The 17477-nt window shown below is 65.5% G+C and carries 18 protein-coding genes; 11 read left to right on the plus strand and 7 right to left on the minus strand.

Going from position 1 to position 17477, the window contains the following annotated elements:
• Nucleotides 1-10 precede the first annotated feature (10 nt).
• The gene (locus WH367_RS20965) at nucleotides 11-1201 is read left to right on the plus strand and encodes an efflux RND transporter periplasmic adaptor subunit (protein WP_339537554.1); all 1191 of its coding nucleotides are present in this window, start codon (nucleotides 11-13) and stop codon (nucleotides 1199-1201) included.
• Entirely contained in the window at nucleotides 1198-4281 is a 3084-nt protein-coding gene (locus tag WH367_RS20970; protein ID WP_339537555.1) for an efflux RND transporter permease subunit, read from the plus strand. Before WH367_RS20965 ends, WH367_RS20970 begins: the two co-directional genes overlap by 4 nt.
• Before the next feature lie 88 nt (nucleotides 4282-4369).
• Here WH367_RS20970 and WH367_RS20975 read toward each other — a convergent pair whose 3' ends face one another.
• Together WH367_RS20975 and WH367_RS20980 are read right to left on the minus strand one after the other, a co-directional pair.
• Nucleotides 4370-4564 carry a hypothetical protein gene (locus tag WH367_RS20975; protein ID WP_148293205.1) on the minus strand — a complete coding sequence of 65 codons (195 nt, stop codon included), beginning with the start codon at nucleotides 4562-4564 and terminating at the stop codon, nucleotides 4370-4372.
• Between the two features lie 177 nt (nucleotides 4565-4741).
• Nucleotides 4742-5002 (minus strand): hypothetical protein, encoded by a 261-nt coding sequence (locus WH367_RS20980; RefSeq protein WP_339517864.1) that lies wholly within the window; start codon nucleotides 5000-5002, stop codon nucleotides 4742-4744.
• A 234-nt stretch (nucleotides 5003-5236) separates the two neighbouring features.
• On the opposite strand from WH367_RS20980, the gene WH367_RS20985 reads away from it, so the two are divergent.
• Nucleotides 5237-5539 carry a DUF883 family protein gene (locus WH367_RS20985; RefSeq protein ID WP_021027561.1) on the plus strand — a complete coding sequence of 101 codons (303 nt, stop codon included), beginning with the start codon at nucleotides 5237-5239 and terminating at the stop codon, nucleotides 5537-5539.
• A gap of 118 nt (nucleotides 5540-5657) precedes the next feature.
• Here the strand turns inward: WH367_RS20985 and WH367_RS20990 are convergent, their stop codons facing one another.
• Nucleotides 5658-6167 carry a hypothetical protein gene (locus tag WH367_RS20990; RefSeq protein WP_339537556.1) on the minus strand — a complete coding sequence of 170 codons (510 nt, stop codon included), beginning with the start codon at nucleotides 6165-6167 and terminating at the stop codon, nucleotides 5658-5660.
• Between the two features lie 196 nt (nucleotides 6168-6363).
• On the opposite strand from WH367_RS20990, the gene WH367_RS20995 reads away from it, so the two are divergent.
• The 8 genes from WH367_RS20995 to WH367_RS21030 all read left to right on the plus strand — a co-directional run bounded on the left by WH367_RS20995 (nucleotide 6364) and on the right by WH367_RS21030 (nucleotide 13741).
• Complete coding sequence (locus WH367_RS20995) at nucleotides 6364-7482, plus strand: 4-oxalomesaconate tautomerase (protein ID WP_339537557.1); 1119 nt, start codon at nucleotides 6364-6366, stop codon at nucleotides 7480-7482.
• A 69-nt stretch (nucleotides 7483-7551) separates the two neighbouring features.
• The gene (locus WH367_RS21000) at nucleotides 7552-8580 is read left to right on the plus strand and encodes an amidohydrolase family protein (protein ID WP_312989178.1); all 1029 of its coding nucleotides are present in this window, start codon (nucleotides 7552-7554) and stop codon (nucleotides 8578-8580) included.
• A 39-nt stretch (nucleotides 8581-8619) separates the two neighbouring features.
• Entirely contained in the window at nucleotides 8620-9303 is a 684-nt protein-coding gene (ligK, locus tag WH367_RS21005; protein WP_339537558.1) for a 4-carboxy-4-hydroxy-2-oxoadipate aldolase/oxaloacetate decarboxylase, read from the plus strand.
• A gap of 12 nt (nucleotides 9304-9315) precedes the next feature.
• The gene (locus tag WH367_RS21010) at nucleotides 9316-10233 is read left to right on the plus strand and encodes an amidohydrolase family protein (protein WP_339537559.1); all 918 of its coding nucleotides are present in this window, start codon (nucleotides 9316-9318) and stop codon (nucleotides 10231-10233) included.
• Between the two features lie 78 nt (nucleotides 10234-10311).
• Nucleotides 10312-10749, plus strand: a complete 438-nt coding sequence (gene ligA / locus WH367_RS21015; RefSeq protein WP_339517872.1) for a protocatechuate 4,5-dioxygenase subunit alpha — start codon at nucleotides 10312-10314, stop codon at nucleotides 10747-10749.
• A 1-nt stretch (nucleotide 10750) separates the two neighbouring features.
• A complete protein-coding gene (locus tag WH367_RS21020) occupies nucleotides 10751-11620 on the plus strand; it encodes a class III extradiol dioxygenase subunit beta (RefSeq protein ID WP_339537560.1) in 870 nt (289 codons plus the stop codon).
• A 77-nt stretch (nucleotides 11621-11697) separates the two neighbouring features.
• Nucleotides 11698-12654 (plus strand): Gfo/Idh/MocA family oxidoreductase, encoded by a 957-nt coding sequence (locus tag WH367_RS21025; RefSeq protein ID WP_021027553.1) that lies wholly within the window; start codon nucleotides 11698-11700, stop codon nucleotides 12652-12654.
• A gap of 70 nt (nucleotides 12655-12724) precedes the next feature.
• Nucleotides 12725-13741 carry an aldo/keto reductase gene (locus WH367_RS21030; RefSeq protein WP_339517874.1) on the plus strand — a complete coding sequence of 339 codons (1017 nt, stop codon included), beginning with the start codon at nucleotides 12725-12727 and terminating at the stop codon, nucleotides 13739-13741.
• A 105-nt stretch (nucleotides 13742-13846) separates the two neighbouring features.
• On the opposite strand, the gene WH367_RS21035 is transcribed toward WH367_RS21030, so the two are convergent.
• The 4 genes from WH367_RS21035 to WH367_RS21050 are packed head-to-tail and all read right to left on the minus strand — an operon-like array spanning nucleotide 13847 to nucleotide 17469.
• Nucleotides 13847-14560, minus strand: coding sequence for an SDR family NAD(P)-dependent oxidoreductase (locus WH367_RS21035; RefSeq protein WP_339537561.1), 714 nt, complete (start codon nucleotides 14558-14560; stop codon nucleotides 13847-13849).
• Between the two features lie 12 nt (nucleotides 14561-14572).
• A complete protein-coding gene (locus tag WH367_RS21040; RefSeq protein ID WP_339537571.1) occupies nucleotides 14573-15670 on the minus strand; it encodes a 2,3-butanediol dehydrogenase in 1098 nt (365 codons plus the stop codon).
• Nucleotides 15670-16911 (minus strand): MFS transporter, encoded by a 1242-nt coding sequence (locus WH367_RS21045; RefSeq protein WP_339537562.1) that lies wholly within the window; start codon nucleotides 16909-16911, stop codon nucleotides 15670-15672. Before WH367_RS21045 ends, WH367_RS21040 begins: the two co-directional genes overlap by 1 nt.
• Before the next feature lie 24 nt (nucleotides 16912-16935).
• Nucleotides 16936-17469 (minus strand): 2,4'-dihydroxyacetophenone dioxygenase family protein, encoded by a 534-nt coding sequence (locus WH367_RS21050; protein WP_021027548.1) that lies wholly within the window; start codon nucleotides 17467-17469, stop codon nucleotides 16936-16938.
• Between the last annotated feature and the right edge of the window lie 8 nt (nucleotides 17470-17477).

The raw sequence follows: 17477 nt of genomic DNA on the forward strand, positions 1-17477 counted from the left end.
GAGGGATGCAATGCTGCAATCAAAGAAAAGCGGATGGCGCGTGGGCTTGGGGCTAGGCCTGGGGTCGGTCGCGCTGCTGGGGCTGGTGGCCTGCTCCGAAGGCAGTGCGGACAAGACTGCGAAGCCGGTGGCCGAGGTGGTGCGCACGGTCAGCGTGGCGCAGGTGGAGCTGCGCCCCATGGGCGGGGTGCAGCAGGCATCGGGCCTCTTGGTGGCGCGCGAAGAAATTGCGATTGGCCCGGAGCTGAGTGGCTACCGGGTGGCCGCGCTGCTGGCCGATGAGGGCGACCAGGTGCGTGCCGGCCAGCCGCTGGCGCGGCTCGATGACGGCTTGCTGCAGGCCAAGATTGCCCAGGCGCAAGCCAGCCTGGTGCAGGCCAAGGCGCAGGCCAGGCAGGCCCAGGCCGAATCGGCGCGGGTCGAAGGCCTGGACGGCCAGGGCGTGCTGTCGGACGAGCAGATCCAGCAGCGCCGCACGGCAGCGGCCAGCGCCCAGGCCAATGCCGATGTGGCAGCGGCCAACCTGGCGGGGCTGCGCGTAGAGGCCGAACGCATGGTGCTGCGCGCGCCGGTGGCCGGTGTGGTGCTGCAGCGCAATGTGCGCCGGGGCGATGTGGCCAGTCCCGGTGGCGAGGCGATGTTCCGCCTGGCGCGGGACGGCATGGTGGAGCTGGCTGCCGAGGTGCCCGAGGACCAGGTGGACCGCATCCAGCCGGGCAACCAGGTGGCGGTGACCCTGGCTTCGGGTGTTGAGCTCGAGGGCCAGGTGCGGCTTTTGTCGCGCCGGGTGGACGACAAGACCAAGCTGGCCCAGGTGCGCGTGGCGCTGCCGGTGCGGGCCGATCTGCGCCCGGGCGGCTTTGCGCAGGCGCGTTTTGCGCAGGCGGCCGCGCCGGTGGCGGCGGTGCCAGAAAAAGCCATCCACTTTGAAGCCGGTGGCCCGCAGCTGGCCACGATCGATGCCGACAGCCGCATCCGCAAGCTGCCGGTGAGCCTGGGCGCCCGCGCCCAGGGCTGGGTGGCCTTGCGCGATGGCCCGCCGCTGGGCACGCGCCTGGCCTTGGGCGGCGGTGCCTTTGTGCTGGAGGGGGACCGGGTGCAGATCAATGGCGCAGCCCAGTCGGCCGCCGTGCCTGCCACGCCGGAAGCGGCACCTGCGCCTGCACCTGCGCCTGCTGCTGCGGCTGGAGGCCAGCGATGAAGCTGCGTATCTCCGCCTGGTCCATCCAGAACCCCATCCCCGTGGTGGTGCTGTTCATCGCTATTCTGGTGGCCGGGTTGATGGCCTACCGGGTCATGCCGATCAAGCTCTACCCGGATGTGTCCTTTCCCATCGTGCAGGTGGCAGTCGCCTTGCCCAGCGCGGCGGCCACCGAGGTGGAAACCCAGGTCACCCGCGTGGTGGAAGACGGGGTGGCCAATGTGGCCCGGGTCAAGCATGTGATCTCGACGGTGACCCAGGGCATGTCGCTGACCTTGGTGGAGTTCGAGATCGGGCTGGAGCCGCAGCGGGCCGTCGACGAGGTGCGGGCGGCCATTGACCGCGTGCGCGCCAACCTGCCGGCCAGCATCGAGCCGCCGATTGTCGAGCGCCTCGATTTTGATGCCATGCCCTTGCTGACCTATGCGGTCTCCGCCCCGGGCATGGACGATGTGGAGCTGAACTGGTTCATTGAGGATGTGGTGGCGCGCAAGCTGGTGGCGTTGCCAGGCGTGGGGCAGGTGACCCAGGTCGGCGGTGTGGCGCGCGACATCACCGTGACCCTGGACCCCGCCAAGCTGCAGGCGCTGGGCCTGACGGCCGTGGCGGTGAACGATGCGCTGCGCGCGCACAACCTGGATGCATCGGGCGGCCGCACGCAGATTGGTGCGCAGGAGCAGCAGGTGCGTATCCTCGCTGCCGCCCCATCGGTTCAGGAGCTCGAGCAGCTGGTGATTGCCACGCGCGACGGCCGCCATCTGCGCCTGGGTGATGTGGCCACCGTCGCCAGTGGGGCCAGCGACCGGCGCGGCTTTGCGGCCTTGAATGGCGATGCGGTGGTCGGTTTTCAGGTGATGAAGACCAAGGCCGCGTCCGACGTGGATGTGGAGACGGCGGTTGCCAAGGCGGTGGCGGCGCTGGCCAAGGAGCAGCCGGGGGTGTCGTACCAGCTGGTGTCATCGGGCGCCAAGAACACGCGCGAGAGCTTTGATGCCACGGTGGCGACCTTGCTCGAAGGCATGCTGCTGGCAGCAGTCGTCGTGTTCATGTTCCTGCGCGACTGGCGCGCGACGCTCATTGCGGCAGTGGCGATGCCGATCTCGCTGGTCCCCACGTTTGCGGTGATCCATTGGCTCGGCTATTCGCTCAATATGCTGTCCCTGCTGGCCTTGACCTTGGTGATCGGCGTGCTGGTCGATGACGCGATTGTCGAGGTGGAGAACATCCAAAAGCGGGTGCAGGCCGGCGCCTCGCCCTGGCGCGCCTCGATGGAAGGGGCGGACGCGATTGGCCTGGCGGTGGTGGCCACCACCTTGGCCATTGCCGTGGTGTTTTTGCCGGTCGCCTTTATGGGTGGCTATGCGGGGCCGTACTTCCGCGAGTTCGGGGTGACGGTGGCCGTGTCGGTGATGTTCTCGCTCTTGGTGGCGCGCCTGTTGTCGCCGCTGATGTGCGCCTATTTGCTCAAGCCCTCGGCGCAGCCCCATCCGCACAAGCCTTTTACCGGCCGCTACCGCCGCCTGCTGGAGTGGACGCTGGCGCACCGCTGGTGGTCGCTGGCGGCTGGCGTGCTGATTTTTGTCGGCTCGCTGATGCTGGCCTCGCTGCTGCCCACCGGCTTTGCGCCCAAGGGCGATGGCGGCACGGTGCAGATCAACCTGCAAGGCGCGCCGGGCGCGACCACCGAGGACATGCGCGCATCGGCCGCCAGCCTGACCCGTTTGCTGCGCCAGCAAGGGGATGTGCAGGATGTGTTTGTCAGCGTGGGCAGCAGCCAGCGTGATGGCGACCCACGCAAGGGCAGCGTGATCGTGCAGCTCAAATCACCGCGCTCGATGACGACCAAGGCCTTCCAGGACCATCTGCGCCCCCTGCTGCTGCAGGTGCCCGATGTGCGGCTGAGCTACAGCGAAAGCGAGGGCGGCGGCACGCAGAACCTGCAGGTGATCCTGGGTGGCCATGATGGCGAGCTGCTGCGGCGCACGGCCGCAGACGCCGAGCGTGAGCTGCGCGGCCTGCCGATGCTGGCCAATGTGCACCAGGTGGCGCCCAACCCGGGCCCCGAGCTGGTGATACGGCTCAAGCCCGATGCGGCCGCGCGACTGGGTGTGACCCCCGATGTGGTCGCCGAGGTGGCGCGCATGGCCAGCCTGGGTGACCTGGATGCGACCGCCTCCAAGTTCAACACCGGGCGCCAGCGGCTGGCCGTGCGCGTGCGGCTGCCCCAGGGTGCCTTGCGGGATCTGGACAGTATTGGCGCGCTGCGCGTGCCCACGGGGCAGGGTGGCACGGTGCCACTGTCGGCGGTGGCGGACATGCATTTCCAGGTGGGCGAATCCCACATCGACCGCTTTGACCGCGAGCGCCGCATCACCTTGGAGGCGGAGGTCCATGGCGTGTCGCTGGGCCAGGCCAATGCGGCCGTGGATGCGCTGCCCTTCCTGAAGAACCTGCCCGAGGGCGTATCGCGGCCGCTCTATGGCGATGCCGAAGGCATGCAGGAGCTGTTTGCCAGCTTTGGCCTGGCCATCATGGTGGGGGTGGGGCTGATCTTTGGCGTGCTGATTTTGCTGTTCCGCAGCTTTGTCAAACCGGTGGTCATTCTGGCCGCGCTGCCGCTGTCGCTGGCCGGCGCCTTTTTGGCCTTGCTGGCAACAGGCGGGGAGCTGAACCTGCCGGTGCTGATTGGCTTGCTGATGCTGATGGGCCTGGCGGCGAAGAACTCGATCTTGCTGGTCGAGCATGCGGTGGAGGCCGAGCGCATGGGCAAGAGCCAGACCGAGGCCTTGCTGGAAGCCGCCCATGAACGGACCCGGCCGATCATCATGACAACGATTGCGATGGCCATGGGCATGCTGCCTACCGCTTTGGGCGTGAGCAGCGGCTCGGAGTTTCGCCAGCCGCTGGCCGTCGCCGTCATCGGCGGGCTGGTGTCATCCACCGCCTTGTCGCTGGTGCTGGTGCCGGTGGTCTATGCGGTGATGGACGATCTGGAGAACTGGCTGCGGCCCAAGCTGGCCCGCTGGGTGACCTTGCCCAGTGCCCAGGATCAGCGGGAGACGCTACAGGGCCATCAATAAGTGTCGCTGCCGTGCGGCCCCCGGCGCCGCGGTTGCGCCGGGCAACAAAAAGCCCGCTGGGGTCAGTTCAGGTCCAGCGGGCTGCGTTTCACAAGCCGGTTTCCTTCCAGTTCGGAACGGTGATGGGGCTGGTGAGTTGGTCAATTTTGGCGTCGATCAGCATCATCTTGGCGTGCTCGGGCGTACCTTCCTGTGGGTTCTGCATCAAAAGACTGGCACCTTCGGCTTTGAGCTGTTCCAGGTAATCGTCTTTGACAGCATCCTCCTGCTTTCGTTGCGACACGGCATACCTTCCTGTCAGGGCCACATGGACGGGCTCCAACGCGGATAGCTTAGTACGAAAGCAAGATTTGTTCTATAGATGCATTGCTGTATTCGATGATGTTACAAGTTGAATCATTTAACACGGCGATAGATGTTGGCGCGCTGCCGTAGCAGGCCAGTGCAGCGCTGAAACGGCCTAACCGACCGGGTGTTTGCTGCCCTTGGGGCGGCCATCGGGGGCCCGCGCATCGGTGTCGACCAGGCCGCGCTTCAAATCCGCATGGGCTTGTTCCATCTCTGGCGAGGGCTCCTGGCTGGTCTCGCCGACGGACTGGTCCTTTTCATGGGGCATCTTGGCCTGTGAGCCGGGGTCATGGGGCTGCTGCTTGCGGGTGGTGTCCACATTTGTCTTGTCGCTGGCAGGCGGGTTGGTGGTGGGTGGGGTTTGGTCTGGCATAGGTCCTCCAGGGTTCATCGGGCTCAGTAGCCATCCTGACCTGGGCGGCCAGCATTGCGTGTAGGAAAAGCAGGGGCAGCGCTTGTGCGCCAAAGCAGGGTTTTGCGCTGCTGCTGCGGCTACCAAGACCTTTGCACGCTGACGCGGGCGGCTTTCCTACATGGCGCTGCTGGGTCTTTCTATAAGGTATGAGGCAGAGCACATTTTGGGCTTGGGTACAAGAAAGGAAAGAACATGTTTTTCAAGAAGCGACAAGTCAGCCTCTCCGATGTGAAGGGGGATGTGGACCAGCTGGTGGGCGATGTGCGCGCACTGCTGTCGGTCAAGGAGCTCGATGCGATCCCCGAGATCAAGCGCATCCGTGAGCGCATGGACGAAGGCATGGGCTTGGCCCGCGATTCCGCAGCCCGCGCCATTGCACAAACCAAGCACACCGCCGCCTGCACCGACAAATATGCGCATGACGAGCCCTGGCACATTGCCGGTGCCGCGCTGGCCATTGGTGTGGTGCTGGGCTACGCCGCCTGCCGCCGCTGATGGCAGCTGAAGGGGCAGGCGGTGCCGGCCCCTGGTGAACGCTGAAAACCTGCGCTGACCGCTTCTGGTCAGCGCAGTTTTTTTTGCGCTCTGCCCACCGGCAGCGCGCCGTGCGGCTTCAACGCCCCGGGTTGGCGAGGGGCATTGCACTGCCTGCGGGGGCCAGCGGGGTCAAGGGCTGGTCGGTGGAGGTGGCCGGGGGCGCTTCCACACGTTTGACCTGGGCATCCTGCTGGGCCTTGCGGTAGGCGGCCTCGGCATCCTTTTTGCAGACGCCGACGGCATCACCGCGCATCTCATTGCAGCGCTCCTTGGCAACGCGGTAGTCCACCTCGGCTCTGGCCACGCGCACCTGGTAGCTGTGGCCGGCATCGCCCAGCAGCTTGGCATCGCGCTCGGCCTGGGCCACGCGTTGGCTGCCTTTGGCATCCTCTGTGCAGATATCTCTGTCGTGGCCCTGCAGCGTCTGGCAATGGGCCATGGCCGTGCTGTACTGGGCCGCGATGCGCTCTGTTTCTGCGCGGATTTCCTCATCGCTCATCGCATAGGCAGTGGCGGCGATGCACAGGCCTGCCAGCGCGACGGCTGCTGCCGATAAAACGGGGGTGGTTGCTCTCTTGCTCAACATGCCCCCATCCTAGGACAGGGGCAGGCAAAGGCCTGACAGCAGCCGATGCCATCTGCCGTAGGACGAGGCGCGCCTGTCCGGCTACCCAGGCGGCAGAAGATATGCCAGCCAGTTATAGCTGCTAGGCCGCTGCACCCGTGGCTCATTGCCGTGTCTGTCCGCAGAATGGATGGCAACAGAACACGGGGAGCACTCCATGCCCACAGCGATTCCTTGCCTGCTGATGCGGGGCGGCACCTCCAAGGGGCCGTTCTTCAACGCCGCCCATTTGCCCCAGGATGTGGCCACACGCGACCGGGTGCTGCTCGCGGCGATGGGCTCGCCCGACCGCCGCCAGATCGACGGCATCGGCGGCGGGCATCCGCTGAGCAGCAAGATCGGCATTGTCAGCCGCTCGGCGCAAGCGGGGGTGGACCTGGAGTTTCTGTTTGCCCAGGTGCAGCCTGAGATGGACACGGTCGACACCCGGCCCAACTGCGGCAATATGCTGGCCGCTGCGGTTCCCTTTGCGCTGGCCACCGGCATGCTCCAGGCCCAAGGTGAGCGTGCCAGCTTTCGCGTATGGGCCCGCAACACCGGCATGCTGGCCGATATCACGCTGCCGCTGTCAGCCGGCCAACTGGCCGATGGCGGAGACGCCCACATCGATGGCGTGCCGGGCCGTGCTGCGCCGATCGAGATCTGTTTTCGGGAAACGGCGGGATCGGTCTGCAAGAGCCTGCTGCCCACCGGCAAGGCGCGCGATCGCATGACGGTGGCCGCAGAGGGCTGTGCGCCTTTCAGCGTGGAGGTGACCTGTATCGACAACGGCATGCCGCTGGTCCTGGTCCAAGCCGCAGATATGGGGGCAAGCGGCTATGAGACGGCCGCCGAGATCGATGCCAACCAGAATCTTCGGCGCCGGATGGAGGCGCTGCGCCTGCAGGCTGCGCAGGCCATGGGCCTGGGTGATGTCTCTGCCAAGAACTACCCCAAGATGACCCTGGTGGCGCCGCCCCGGCATGGCGGCGCGATCAGCACGCGCTGCCTGATCCCCCATGTCTGCCACGAAAGCATTGGCGTGCTGGCCGCCGTCACGGTCGGCACAGCGGTGCAGCTGCCTGGCACCGTCTGCGAGGGATTGGCCCGGCGGGCCAGCGGCGTTGATGCCGACACGCTCGCGATCGAGCACCCTTCGGGCGTGCTGAGCGTCAAGCTCAAGCCGGGCGCGGGTCAGGGCGATGCGCCGCCCCAGGTCGCCTTGTTGCGCACAGCAAGGGTGCTGATGCGCGGTGAGGTGCTGGTGCCCCGCGCCATCTGGGCAGGGCCCGCGTGATGCTGCGCGGCACCCAGCCAGGCTGCGTGGCGAGCGCTGGCCACGAGGAAAAACAGGGAGGAGCACGGCATGATTATTGATGTGCATGGACATTACACAACGGCACCTGCGGCCTTGGGCCAGTGGCGTGACCTGCAGATGGCCGGCCTCAAGGACCCGCGCCGGACGCCTCGGGCCGCCGATTTGCGTATCAGCGATGACGAGATCCGCGAAACCATTGAGAGCAACCAGCTCAAGCTGATGCGCCAGCGGGGGCTGGACATGACGATTTTCAGCCCGCGTGCCAGCTTCATGGCCCACCATGTCGGCGATTTCGAGACATCGAGCGCCTGGGCCGAGGTCTGCAACGAACTGTGCTTTCGCGTCAGCGAGCTGTTCCCCGACCACTTTGTGCCAGCTGCGATGCTGCCGCAGTCCCCGGGTGTCGATCCGCGCAGCTGCATCACCGAGCTGGTCCGTTGCGTGGAGCAATACGGCAATGTGGCGATCAACCTCAACCCCGATCCCTCTGGTGGGCACTGGACGGCACCGCCGCTGTCCGACCGCTTCTGGTACCCCATCTACGAAAAGATGGTCGAGTACGACATCCCCGCGATGGTGCATGTCTCCACCAGCTGCAATGCCTGCTTTCACACCACCGGCGCGCACTACCTCAATGCCGATACCACGGCCTTCATGCAGTGCCTCGACAGTGCGCTGTTCACGGACTTTCCCACGCTGCGCCTGCTCATCCCCCATGGGGGCGGTGCCGTGCCTTACCACTGGGGGCGATTCCGGGGCCTGGCGCAGGCGCTGGGCAAGCCCCTGCTCGAGGAGCACCTGCTCCACAACCTGTTTTTTGACACCTGTGTCTACCACCAGGCGGGCATCGACTTGCTGACCCGGGTGCTGCCGGCCAAAAACATTCTGTTTGCCAGCGAGATGGTCGGGGCGGTGCGCGGCATCGATCCGCAAACCGGCCACCACTATGACGACACCCGGCGCTATATCGAGGCCACACCGCATCTCGATGACGAAGGCCGGCGCCAGGTCTACGAAGGCAATGCGCGGCGCGTGTTTCCACGCCTCGATGCCGTGCTTCGCAGCCGGGGGCTGTAACGCGCCCACCATCCATCACCCATCCACAAGGAACCTGCAATGTATGAACTCGGGGTTGTTTACCGCCATATCCAGCGCGCCGACCGTGCCGCTGCCGATGGCCTGGCCCCTCTGGGCTCGGCCACGGTGCACGAGGCCATGGGCCGTGTCGGCCTGCTGCAGCCAGCGCTGCGCCCGATTGCCGCAGGCCAGTGTGTTTCTGGCACGGCAGTGACGGTGCTGCTCCAGCCTGGCGACAACTGGATGCTGCATGTGGCGGCAGAACAGATCCAGCCCGGTGACATCGTCGTGGCGGCCGTGACCTCGCCATGCAGCGATGGCTATTTTGGCGACCTGTTGGCCACCAGCTTCCAGGCCCGTGGTGCTCGGGCGCTGGTCATCGATGCGGGCGTGCGCGATACGAAGGCCTTGCAGGAGATGGGGTTCCCGGTCTGGAGCCGGGCCGTCTCGTCCAGGGGCACGATCAAGGCGACGCTGGGCTCGGTCAACATCCCGGTTGTCTGCGCCGGCATGTGGGTCACCCCGGGCGATGTGATCGTGGCCGATGACGATGGGGTGGTCTGTGTGCCCGCTGCCATCGCGCCTGCCACCTGGGAGACCGCGCTGGACCGCGAGCGTTTTGAGACGGCCAAACGTGCCCAGCTGGCCGCTGGCGTGCTGGGGCTGGACCTCTACCAGATGCGTGCGCCGCTGGCCAAATCCGGCCTGCGCTATATCGATTAAAGGGGTTGCATCATGTCCTTGTCTGTCAAAACCCCCGGCTGGCTGGATTGGCATCCCTGGCCCGCAAAGCCTGTGCTGCAGTTGCCCGATGGTGCCGTGGATGCGCACTGCCATGTGTTTGGGCCGGCCGCGGAGTTCCCCTTTGCCGCTGAGCGCAAATACACCCCCTGTGATGCGAGCAAGCAGCAGCTGTTTGCATTGCGTGACCACCTGGGCTTTTCGCGCAATGTGATTGTGCAAGCCACCTGCCACGGTGCGGACAACCGGGCCATGGTCGATGCCTGCAAGGCATCCGGCGGCAAGGCGCGGGGGGTGGCCACGGTGCGGCGCAGCATCACCGACCAGGAGCTGCAGGAGCTGCACCTGGCCGGCGTGCGCGGCGTGCGCTTTAACTTTGTCAAGCGCCTGGTGGATGTGACCCCGCAGGATGAACTCCAGGAAATCGCCGAGCGCATCGCCGCTTGGGGCTGGCATGTGGTGGTCTATTTTGAAGCGCAGGACCTGCCTGAGCTGTGGCCATTCCTGCGCCGCCTGCCCACCCCCGTCGTGGTGGACCACATGGGGCGCCCCGATGTCGGCCAGCCCGCCGATGGGCCCGAGTTCAGCATGTTTTTGCAGCGGATGCAGGAGAGCGACAAGCTCTGGTGCAAGGTCAGCTGCCCCGAGCGCCTGTCGCTGACGGGGCCGCAGGCGCTGCGTGGCGAGCGCCGCGCCTACCAGGATGTGGTGCCATTTGCGCGCCGGGTGGTCGAGGCCTTTCCCAGCCGTATGCTCTGGGGCACCGATTGGCCCCATCCCAATCTGAAGGGCCATATGCCCGATGACGGCTTGCTGGTGGATTTCATCGCCCAGATCGCCCCCACGCCAGAGCTGCGCCACCAATTGCTGGTGGACAACCCGATGCGTCTGTATTGGCCCGAGGAGGCATGAGCCCACGGGAGGTTTCCACGCGGATCCGCCCAGCGGGCCGCAGGCCAGGACCCTATAACAAACTTGGAAAGAAAAAATATGGCTTTAGAAAAACCCTATCTTGATGTGCCTGGCACCGTGGTGTTTGACGCCGACCAGTCACGCAAGGGCTATTGGCTCAACCAGTTTTGCATGTCCTTGATGCAAGCGGACAACCGCAGGCGCTTCAAAGCCGATGAGCGGGCCTACCTGGACGGCTGGGATATGACCGAGGAGCAAAAGCAGGCCGTGCTGGCCCGTGACCTGAACTGGTGCATACGCACCGGCGGCAATATCTATTTTCTCGCCAAGATCGGGGCCACCGATGGCAAGAGCTTTCAGCAGATGGCCGGCTCAATGACGGGCATGAGCGAGGAGGCTTACCGCGCAATGATGATCGCCGGTGGTCGCTCGGTGGACGGCTGCCGCTTTGTCAATGAGGCGGCAGCGGCGCCGGCGCAGCCCACCGGCGGCATCACCGGCAAGGGAGGGATCTGATATGGCCCGCATCAGCGCAGCGGTCTTCACCTCGCATGTGCCCGCCATTGGCGTGGCGATGGACCAGGGCCTGACCCAGCAGGCCTACTGGCAGCCGCTTTTTCAAGGCTATGAATATTCGCGCCGGTGGATGCGCGAGAACCCGCCCGATGTCATATTTCTGGTCTACAACGACCATGCAACGGCCTTCAGCCTGGACCTGATCCCCACCTTTGCCATCGGCACGGGCGCAGCCTACTCGCCAGCCGATGAAGGCTGGGGACCGCGGCCGGTGCCCCAGGTGGTCGGCCATCCTGAGCTGGCCTCGCATATCGCGCAGTCGGTGATCCAGCAGGATTTTGACCTGACCATCGTCAACAAGATGGAGGTGGACCATGGGCTCACCGTGCCCTTGTCCCTGATGTGCGGGGAGCAGCCCGCCGATGGCGGTGCCTGGCCTTGCCCGGTGATCCCGTTTGCGGTCAATGTGGTGCAGTACCCCGTCCCTTCAGGCCAGCGCTGCTTCAGCCTGGGCAGTGCGATCCGCAAAGCGGTCGAGAGCTTTGACGCCGACCTCAATGTGCAGATCTGGGGCACCGGTGGCATGAGCCACCAGCTGCAAGGCGCGCGCGCGGGTTTGATCAACCAGGAATGGGACAACTGCTTCCTGGACCAGCTGATCCACAACCCCGCCAGTTTGGCCAAGGTGCCCCATATCGACTATGTGCGGGAGGCGGGCTCCGAGGGCATTGAGCTGGTCATGTGGCTGATTGCCCGTGGCGCGATGGCCGATGTGGCCGATCCCGCAAGGCGGCCCAGCGTCAAGCACCGCTTCTACCACGTGCCGGCCTCCAACACCGCCGTGGGTCACCTGATTTTGGAGAACGGTTGAGAGGCCGCCATGTTTCTGACTTTCGCTATCCATCGCCCGGCTGCCAGCCCGGGCACTCCCACACCCTGGAGGACACCATGACACTTCGCCCCCTCAACGTGGCGCTTGCAGGCGCAGGCGCCTTTGGTCTCAAACACCTGGAAGGTATTGCGCTGATCCCCGGTGTGCAGGTCGTCTCGCTGGTCGACCCCGATCTGTCCAAAGCCCGCCAGGTGGCCGAGCACCATGCCATTGGGCATGTGGCCACCAACTTGCAAGACAGCCTGGCGCGGCCGGACGTGGACGCGGTGATTCTGTGCACGCCCACGCAGCTGCATGCCAGCCAGGCGCGCCAGTGCTTGCTGGCAGGCAAGCACGTGCAGGTCGAGATTCCGCTGGCCGACCGGCTGGAGGACGCGCTGGCGCTGGCCGAGCTGCAAAAATCCAGTGGGCTGGTGGCGATGTGTGGCCATACCCGCCGCTTCAACCCCAGCCACCAATGGATCCAGCAAAAGGTGCAGGCGGGCAGCTTCCGGCTGCAGCAAATGGATGTGCAGACCCACTTTTTCCGCCGCAGCAATATGAACGCCTTGGGCCAGCCGCGCAGCTGGACCGACCATCTGCTCTGGCACCATGCGGCGCACACGGTCGATTTGTTCGCCCACCAGGCGGGCAGTCCCATCGTGCAATCCCATGCCGTGCAAGGGCCTGTGCACCCCGAGCTGGGTATTGCCATGGACATGGGCATCGTGCTCAAGGCGGCCAATGGCGCCCTGTGCACGCTGAGCCTGTCTTTCAACAACGATGGCCCATTGGGCACCTTCTTTCGCTATATCGGCGACACGGGCACCTATGTGGCCCGCTACGACGAGCTGCTCGATGGCCGGGGTGAGGCCATCGACGTCTCGCGGGTGGACGTGTCGATGAATGGTATCGAGCTGCAGGACCGCGAGTTTTTCGCCGCGATCCGCGAGGGCCGACAGCCCCGCTCCAGCATCGCCCAGGTGTTGCCCTGCTACCAGGTTTTGCATGCTTTGGAGCAGCAGCTGCAGTAATATCGGCCCGACCATTCGTGAACCGCCTGCACTCCTTATCGCAGGCGGTTTTGGTTTTTCAGGAGAGATGATGAGCGAACGCCTTATTGGCCCCTTCCAGGTCGGCCCTGTCGCCCTGGGTTGCATGAACCTGAGCCATGCCTATGGCCACCCGGCCACGCAGGCGCAGGCCCAGGCGCTGCTGCATGCAGCGCTGGATGCAGGCGTCACCTTGTTTGATACTGCAGCACTCTATGGCTTTGGCGCCAATGAAGCGCTGGTCGGGCCGGTGCTCAAGCCGCACCGCCACCGCATCACCTTGGCGAGCAAGTGCGGTATGGCGGGTGTGCGCGGCGACGATGGCGTGATGCGCCGTGTGATTGATGGCCATCCCAAGACCTTGCGTCGCCATTGCGAAGACAGCCTGCAGCGGCTGGGCACCGATGTCATTGACCTGTACTACCTGCACCGCTGGGACCGGCGGGTGCCGATCGAAGAATCGGTGGGCGCGATGTCGCGTCTGGTGGAAGAGGGCAAGGTGCGGGCGCTGGGGCTGTCCGAGGTCGGGGCAGAGACGCTGCGGCGCGCCCATGCCACCCACCCGATTGCGGCCTTGCAAAGCGAGTATTCGCTGTGGTCACGCAATGCCGAGTTGGGAAGCTTGCAGGCTTGCCGCGAGCTGGGCATTGCCTATGTGGCCTTCAGCCCGATGGGCCGGGCTTTCCTGTCGGGCAAATTGCCTGCCGGCACCCAATGGGTGCCGGGCGATATCCGTGCGGGCATGCCCCGTTTTCAGCCCGAGGCTTATGCCAAGAACCTGCGACTGCTGGCGCCCATGCAGGCGATTGCCGAGCGCGCGGACTGCAGCCTGGCCGAGCTCGCCATTGCCTGGGTGCTGCACCAGGGCGAGCATGTGGTTGCGCTGCCCGGCACCACCGACATCGCCCATTTGCATGAAAATCTGCGCGGTGGCAGCGTGCGCCTGGATGCTGGCTTGCTGGCCGAGCTCGATGCCTTGTTTGCACCGCAGGCCATCGAGGGCGAGCGCTATGCACCAGCTTCGCAGCGCGAAGTGGATACCGAAAAGTTTGCCTTCGAGCAGGGCTGATGCCACGCTGACAGGGCGCTTGGGGCGCTGTGCAGAACGGGGAGCGGATCTCGCTAACTCCCCGTTCTGCTGTCCTGGGCGGCCTGCCCAGCCCGCGCGGCGGCGCTAGACCGTCAGGTAGCCGCCATCGACGGGAATCACGGCGCCGTTGACAAACGATGCCGCTGGGGAGCACAGAAACCCGATCACCGCGGCCACCTCGGACGCATGGCCCCAGCGCTGCATGGGGGTGCGAGCAAGGATGCCTGCCGAGGCCTTGGGGTCGGCCATCAGGCCTTCGCTCAAGGGGGTGGCAATCCAGCCGGGAGCGACCGCATTGACACGCACGCCCTCATGCGCCCAGGTTTGGGCCAACGAGCGCGTCAGCTGCACAATGCCGCCCTTGCTGGCGCTGTAGGCGGGGCGGTCCTTGCTGCCAAAGTAGCTGTACATCGAGGCCACATTGACGATGCAACCCTGGCGCTGCAGCAGATGCGGCGCAGCGGCCATCGAGGCCTGCATCACGGCGGTCAAATTGGTGTGCATCACCTGCAGGAAGGCCTCTGGCTGGTATTCCTGCGCATGGCGGCTGATGCCCGCTGCGTTGACGAGCGCATCAAGCCGGGGCAGCTCGGCGATCGTCTGGCTCAGCTTGGCGCTGTCACAGACATCGAGCTCCAGGCACTGGATGCGGGGATGGCGCGGTGCATGCAGGCCCTGCGCGTCCAGCCCCAGCGCCAGCACAGAGGCGCCGGCATGGGCAAAGTGCAGCGCGGCGCTCGCGCCAATGCCGGAGGTGCCTCCGGTGATGAGAATGACATTTTCTTCGATAGTGGACATTTTTGGTGGTTCCTATGGCCGGTGGTTGCAGCCCGCGCTCGGGCGTGTGCCTGGGCCCGGGCTGATGAGAATCTTGATCTGGGACCGGTCCTGCACCAGCGCTGCAAAGCCGTCGCGCACCGCCAGCTCCAGCGGCATGGTTTGGGTGATGATGCTGCTGGGGTCAAAGGCGCCGGCCGCGATGAGCCCGATCAACTCCGGGTACACATCGCGGTAACCGACGCTGGCCACCAGGCTCAGCTCGCGATTGACAGCGTCAAAGGCGTCGAGCCGCGCCTCGGGCATCAGCCCCACCATCACCATGTTTCCGCCTTTGCGCAGCGCGCGCAATGCGCCTTCGAACGTGGTTTGCAGGCCGGCGGCTTCAAAGCTGGTGTCTACGCCCAGGCCCGCAGTGGCCGAGGCAATGGTGTGCCGCAACTCGCGCGGCGTGAGGCCCTTGGCATCGATGGCGTGGCTGGCGCCTGCCTGCGTGGCCATGTGCAGGCGCTCGGGTGATACATCCACCGCAATGATGGTGTGCGCTCCTTGCAGTTTGGCGAGCGTGACCAGCAGCAGCCCGATGGGGCCCAGCCCGAAGATGGCGCAGCTGGCGCCTGCGGCCAACTGGCTGCGGCGCAGCGCATGCAGTGCGACGGCGGCGGGCTCCAGCACAGCAGCCTGCTCCAGGGTCACCGCATCGGGCAGGCGATGGAGCATATAGCTGGGCACCACGGCAAACTCGGCCATGCCGCCGTCGCCCATCAGCCCGGCAAAACCCATATCGGCGCAGAGGTTGTAGGCGCCGCTGCGGCAGTAGGCGCAGTGGCTGCAGCGGTACTCGGGCTCCACCGCCACCCGGTCGCCCACTTGTAGGCCGGTCACCTCGCTGCCCAGCTCGACCACCGTGCCACAGAACTCGTGGCCCAGCGTCAACGGCGCGCTGCGCCCCGACACGGCATGGGCGGTGCCGACCGGGATGGCATGGGGGCCTGATTCGTATTCGTGCAAGTCGCTGCCGCAGATGCCGCAGTACTGCACCGCAATCCGTACTTGCCTAGGGCCGGGGCGTGGGATGGGGATCTGCTCCAGGCGCAGATCCTGGGCGCCATGCCAGCGCAGCGCGCGCATCATGGCGCAGCTCCTGCAGCGGCACGGCGCTGCAGCACCAGCGGCGCCGTTTCCTTCAGGCCCAGCGCGAGCAGCCCGGCCACCAGTGCCCCGGCAGCCGCTATCCACATGGCAACGGGCAGGCCGAAGCGGTCGGCCGCCAGGCCCGCGGCGGTGGGGGCCACAAAGCCGCCCACCAGTTCGCCCGCGCCCATGATGAGGCCCAGCGCCCCCGTCAACACCCGGGGCGGCACGGTTTCAGCCGGCACCGTGGCCATGAAGAGGGTGAAACACCCCAGGCCGGTATAGGTGAAGAACACCACCGCCCCCAGGGCGATGGCCGAATCCCCATAGATCAGCGCGATGGGGCACAGCGCAGCAATCGGTGCAAAGATGGCCAGCGCTGGTTTGCGTCCGATCCGGTCGGAGATGGCAGGTACCGCAAAGCCCCAGAACACCCAGGCCGCTCCCAGGCAGCTCATCACCAAGCCCATGTCGCCCGGCGAAAACGCACGGTACTTGACGAGAAAGGTGGGCGCAAACGAGATGATGATGATGAACCAGGTGAGGAAAAAGCAGCTGATGAGCATGCACAGCAGCACATTGCGCTCGCGCAGCAGGGCCCAGCGGTTGATCGGCGCGGGCTTGGCGTCTGCGGCAGGGACACCACCCGGGTGTTCATGCACCCAGCGCCAGATGCACAGCGCGATCAGCATGCCGGGGATGACGGTGACATAAAAGGCCACGCGCCAGCCAAAATGCGTGGCCAGGCCAATGACCACCGGCGGCCCGATCATTGCGCCAATCAGGCCGGCCGACGAGCCCTGCAGCAGGCCCATGTTGAGGCCGCGCCGCGAGGGCGTGGAGCTTTGGATCATCAGGGACTGCGCAATGGGCAGCACCGGCCCTTCAGCCAGCCCCATCAGCGCGCGGAACACCAGCAAGCTGATGAAGCCCGCTACGAGCCCGGACAGGGCCGAGCAGATGGAAAAGCCCAGCACGGACACCACCAGCAAGGCCTTGCGCTTGGCGCGCGCATCGGACCAGGCGCCTGCGATCGCTCCGGAGACGGCCCAGGTCAGTGCCAGGGCCGAGGAGATCATGCCCAGCTGGGTCTGGCTCAGATCGAGCTCGTCTTGCATGAAGGGGAACAGGAAGGACAGCGCCAGGCGGTCAAAGAAGACAAAGCCGAATGTCAGAAAGAGGATCAGCAGCAGCCGGTTCTCATAGGTCCATAGCGCGCGGATGGAGGATGGTTTCATGGCGTTCTCCAGGCTCTGCATCCGTTAGCGGAAGAGCTTTTCGACGGCCTCGGCGCCCAGGCCCACCTTTTCGTAGTGGGCCTTGCACATGGCGATGTAGGAGTGCACATCAAAGTAGCCATCGGGCTTGCCTTGTTCATCCAGCCAGATCAGCGGCCCTTTGACGATGAAGAAGGCCCGCATCGGCTCGGGATGGTCGAAGGCCACCAGCGTGTGGCCTTCGCCGGGGGTCTCGTAGACAAAGTCACCTTGGGTCGCGGTCCAGTCGTGCTCCAGGTAGCCCCATTTGCCCGAGATGGTGTAGGCAAAGACTTCATGGGGGTGGTAGTGGCGATTGACCAGGCCCGCTTTCTTGGCCATCAGGATGTCGCACCACTTGTTTTGTGACGGCGAAATCCACAAGGGGCGGGAGAACACGGTGTCGGTGAACGGCACATACAGGCGCTCGTCTTCCGGCACCGCGTTGGGGGTGTAGACCTCGGGGAGCGCATCGGGCATGAAGGGGTTGGCAATGGGGCTGAGGTGTTGCCAGAACTCGGTGTTGGCTTTGTCGACCATGGTGAATC

This window comes from Comamonas sp. MYb21, assembly GCF_037479395.1.
Lineage (GTDB): Bacteria > Pseudomonadota > Gammaproteobacteria > Burkholderiales > Burkholderiaceae_C > Comamonas.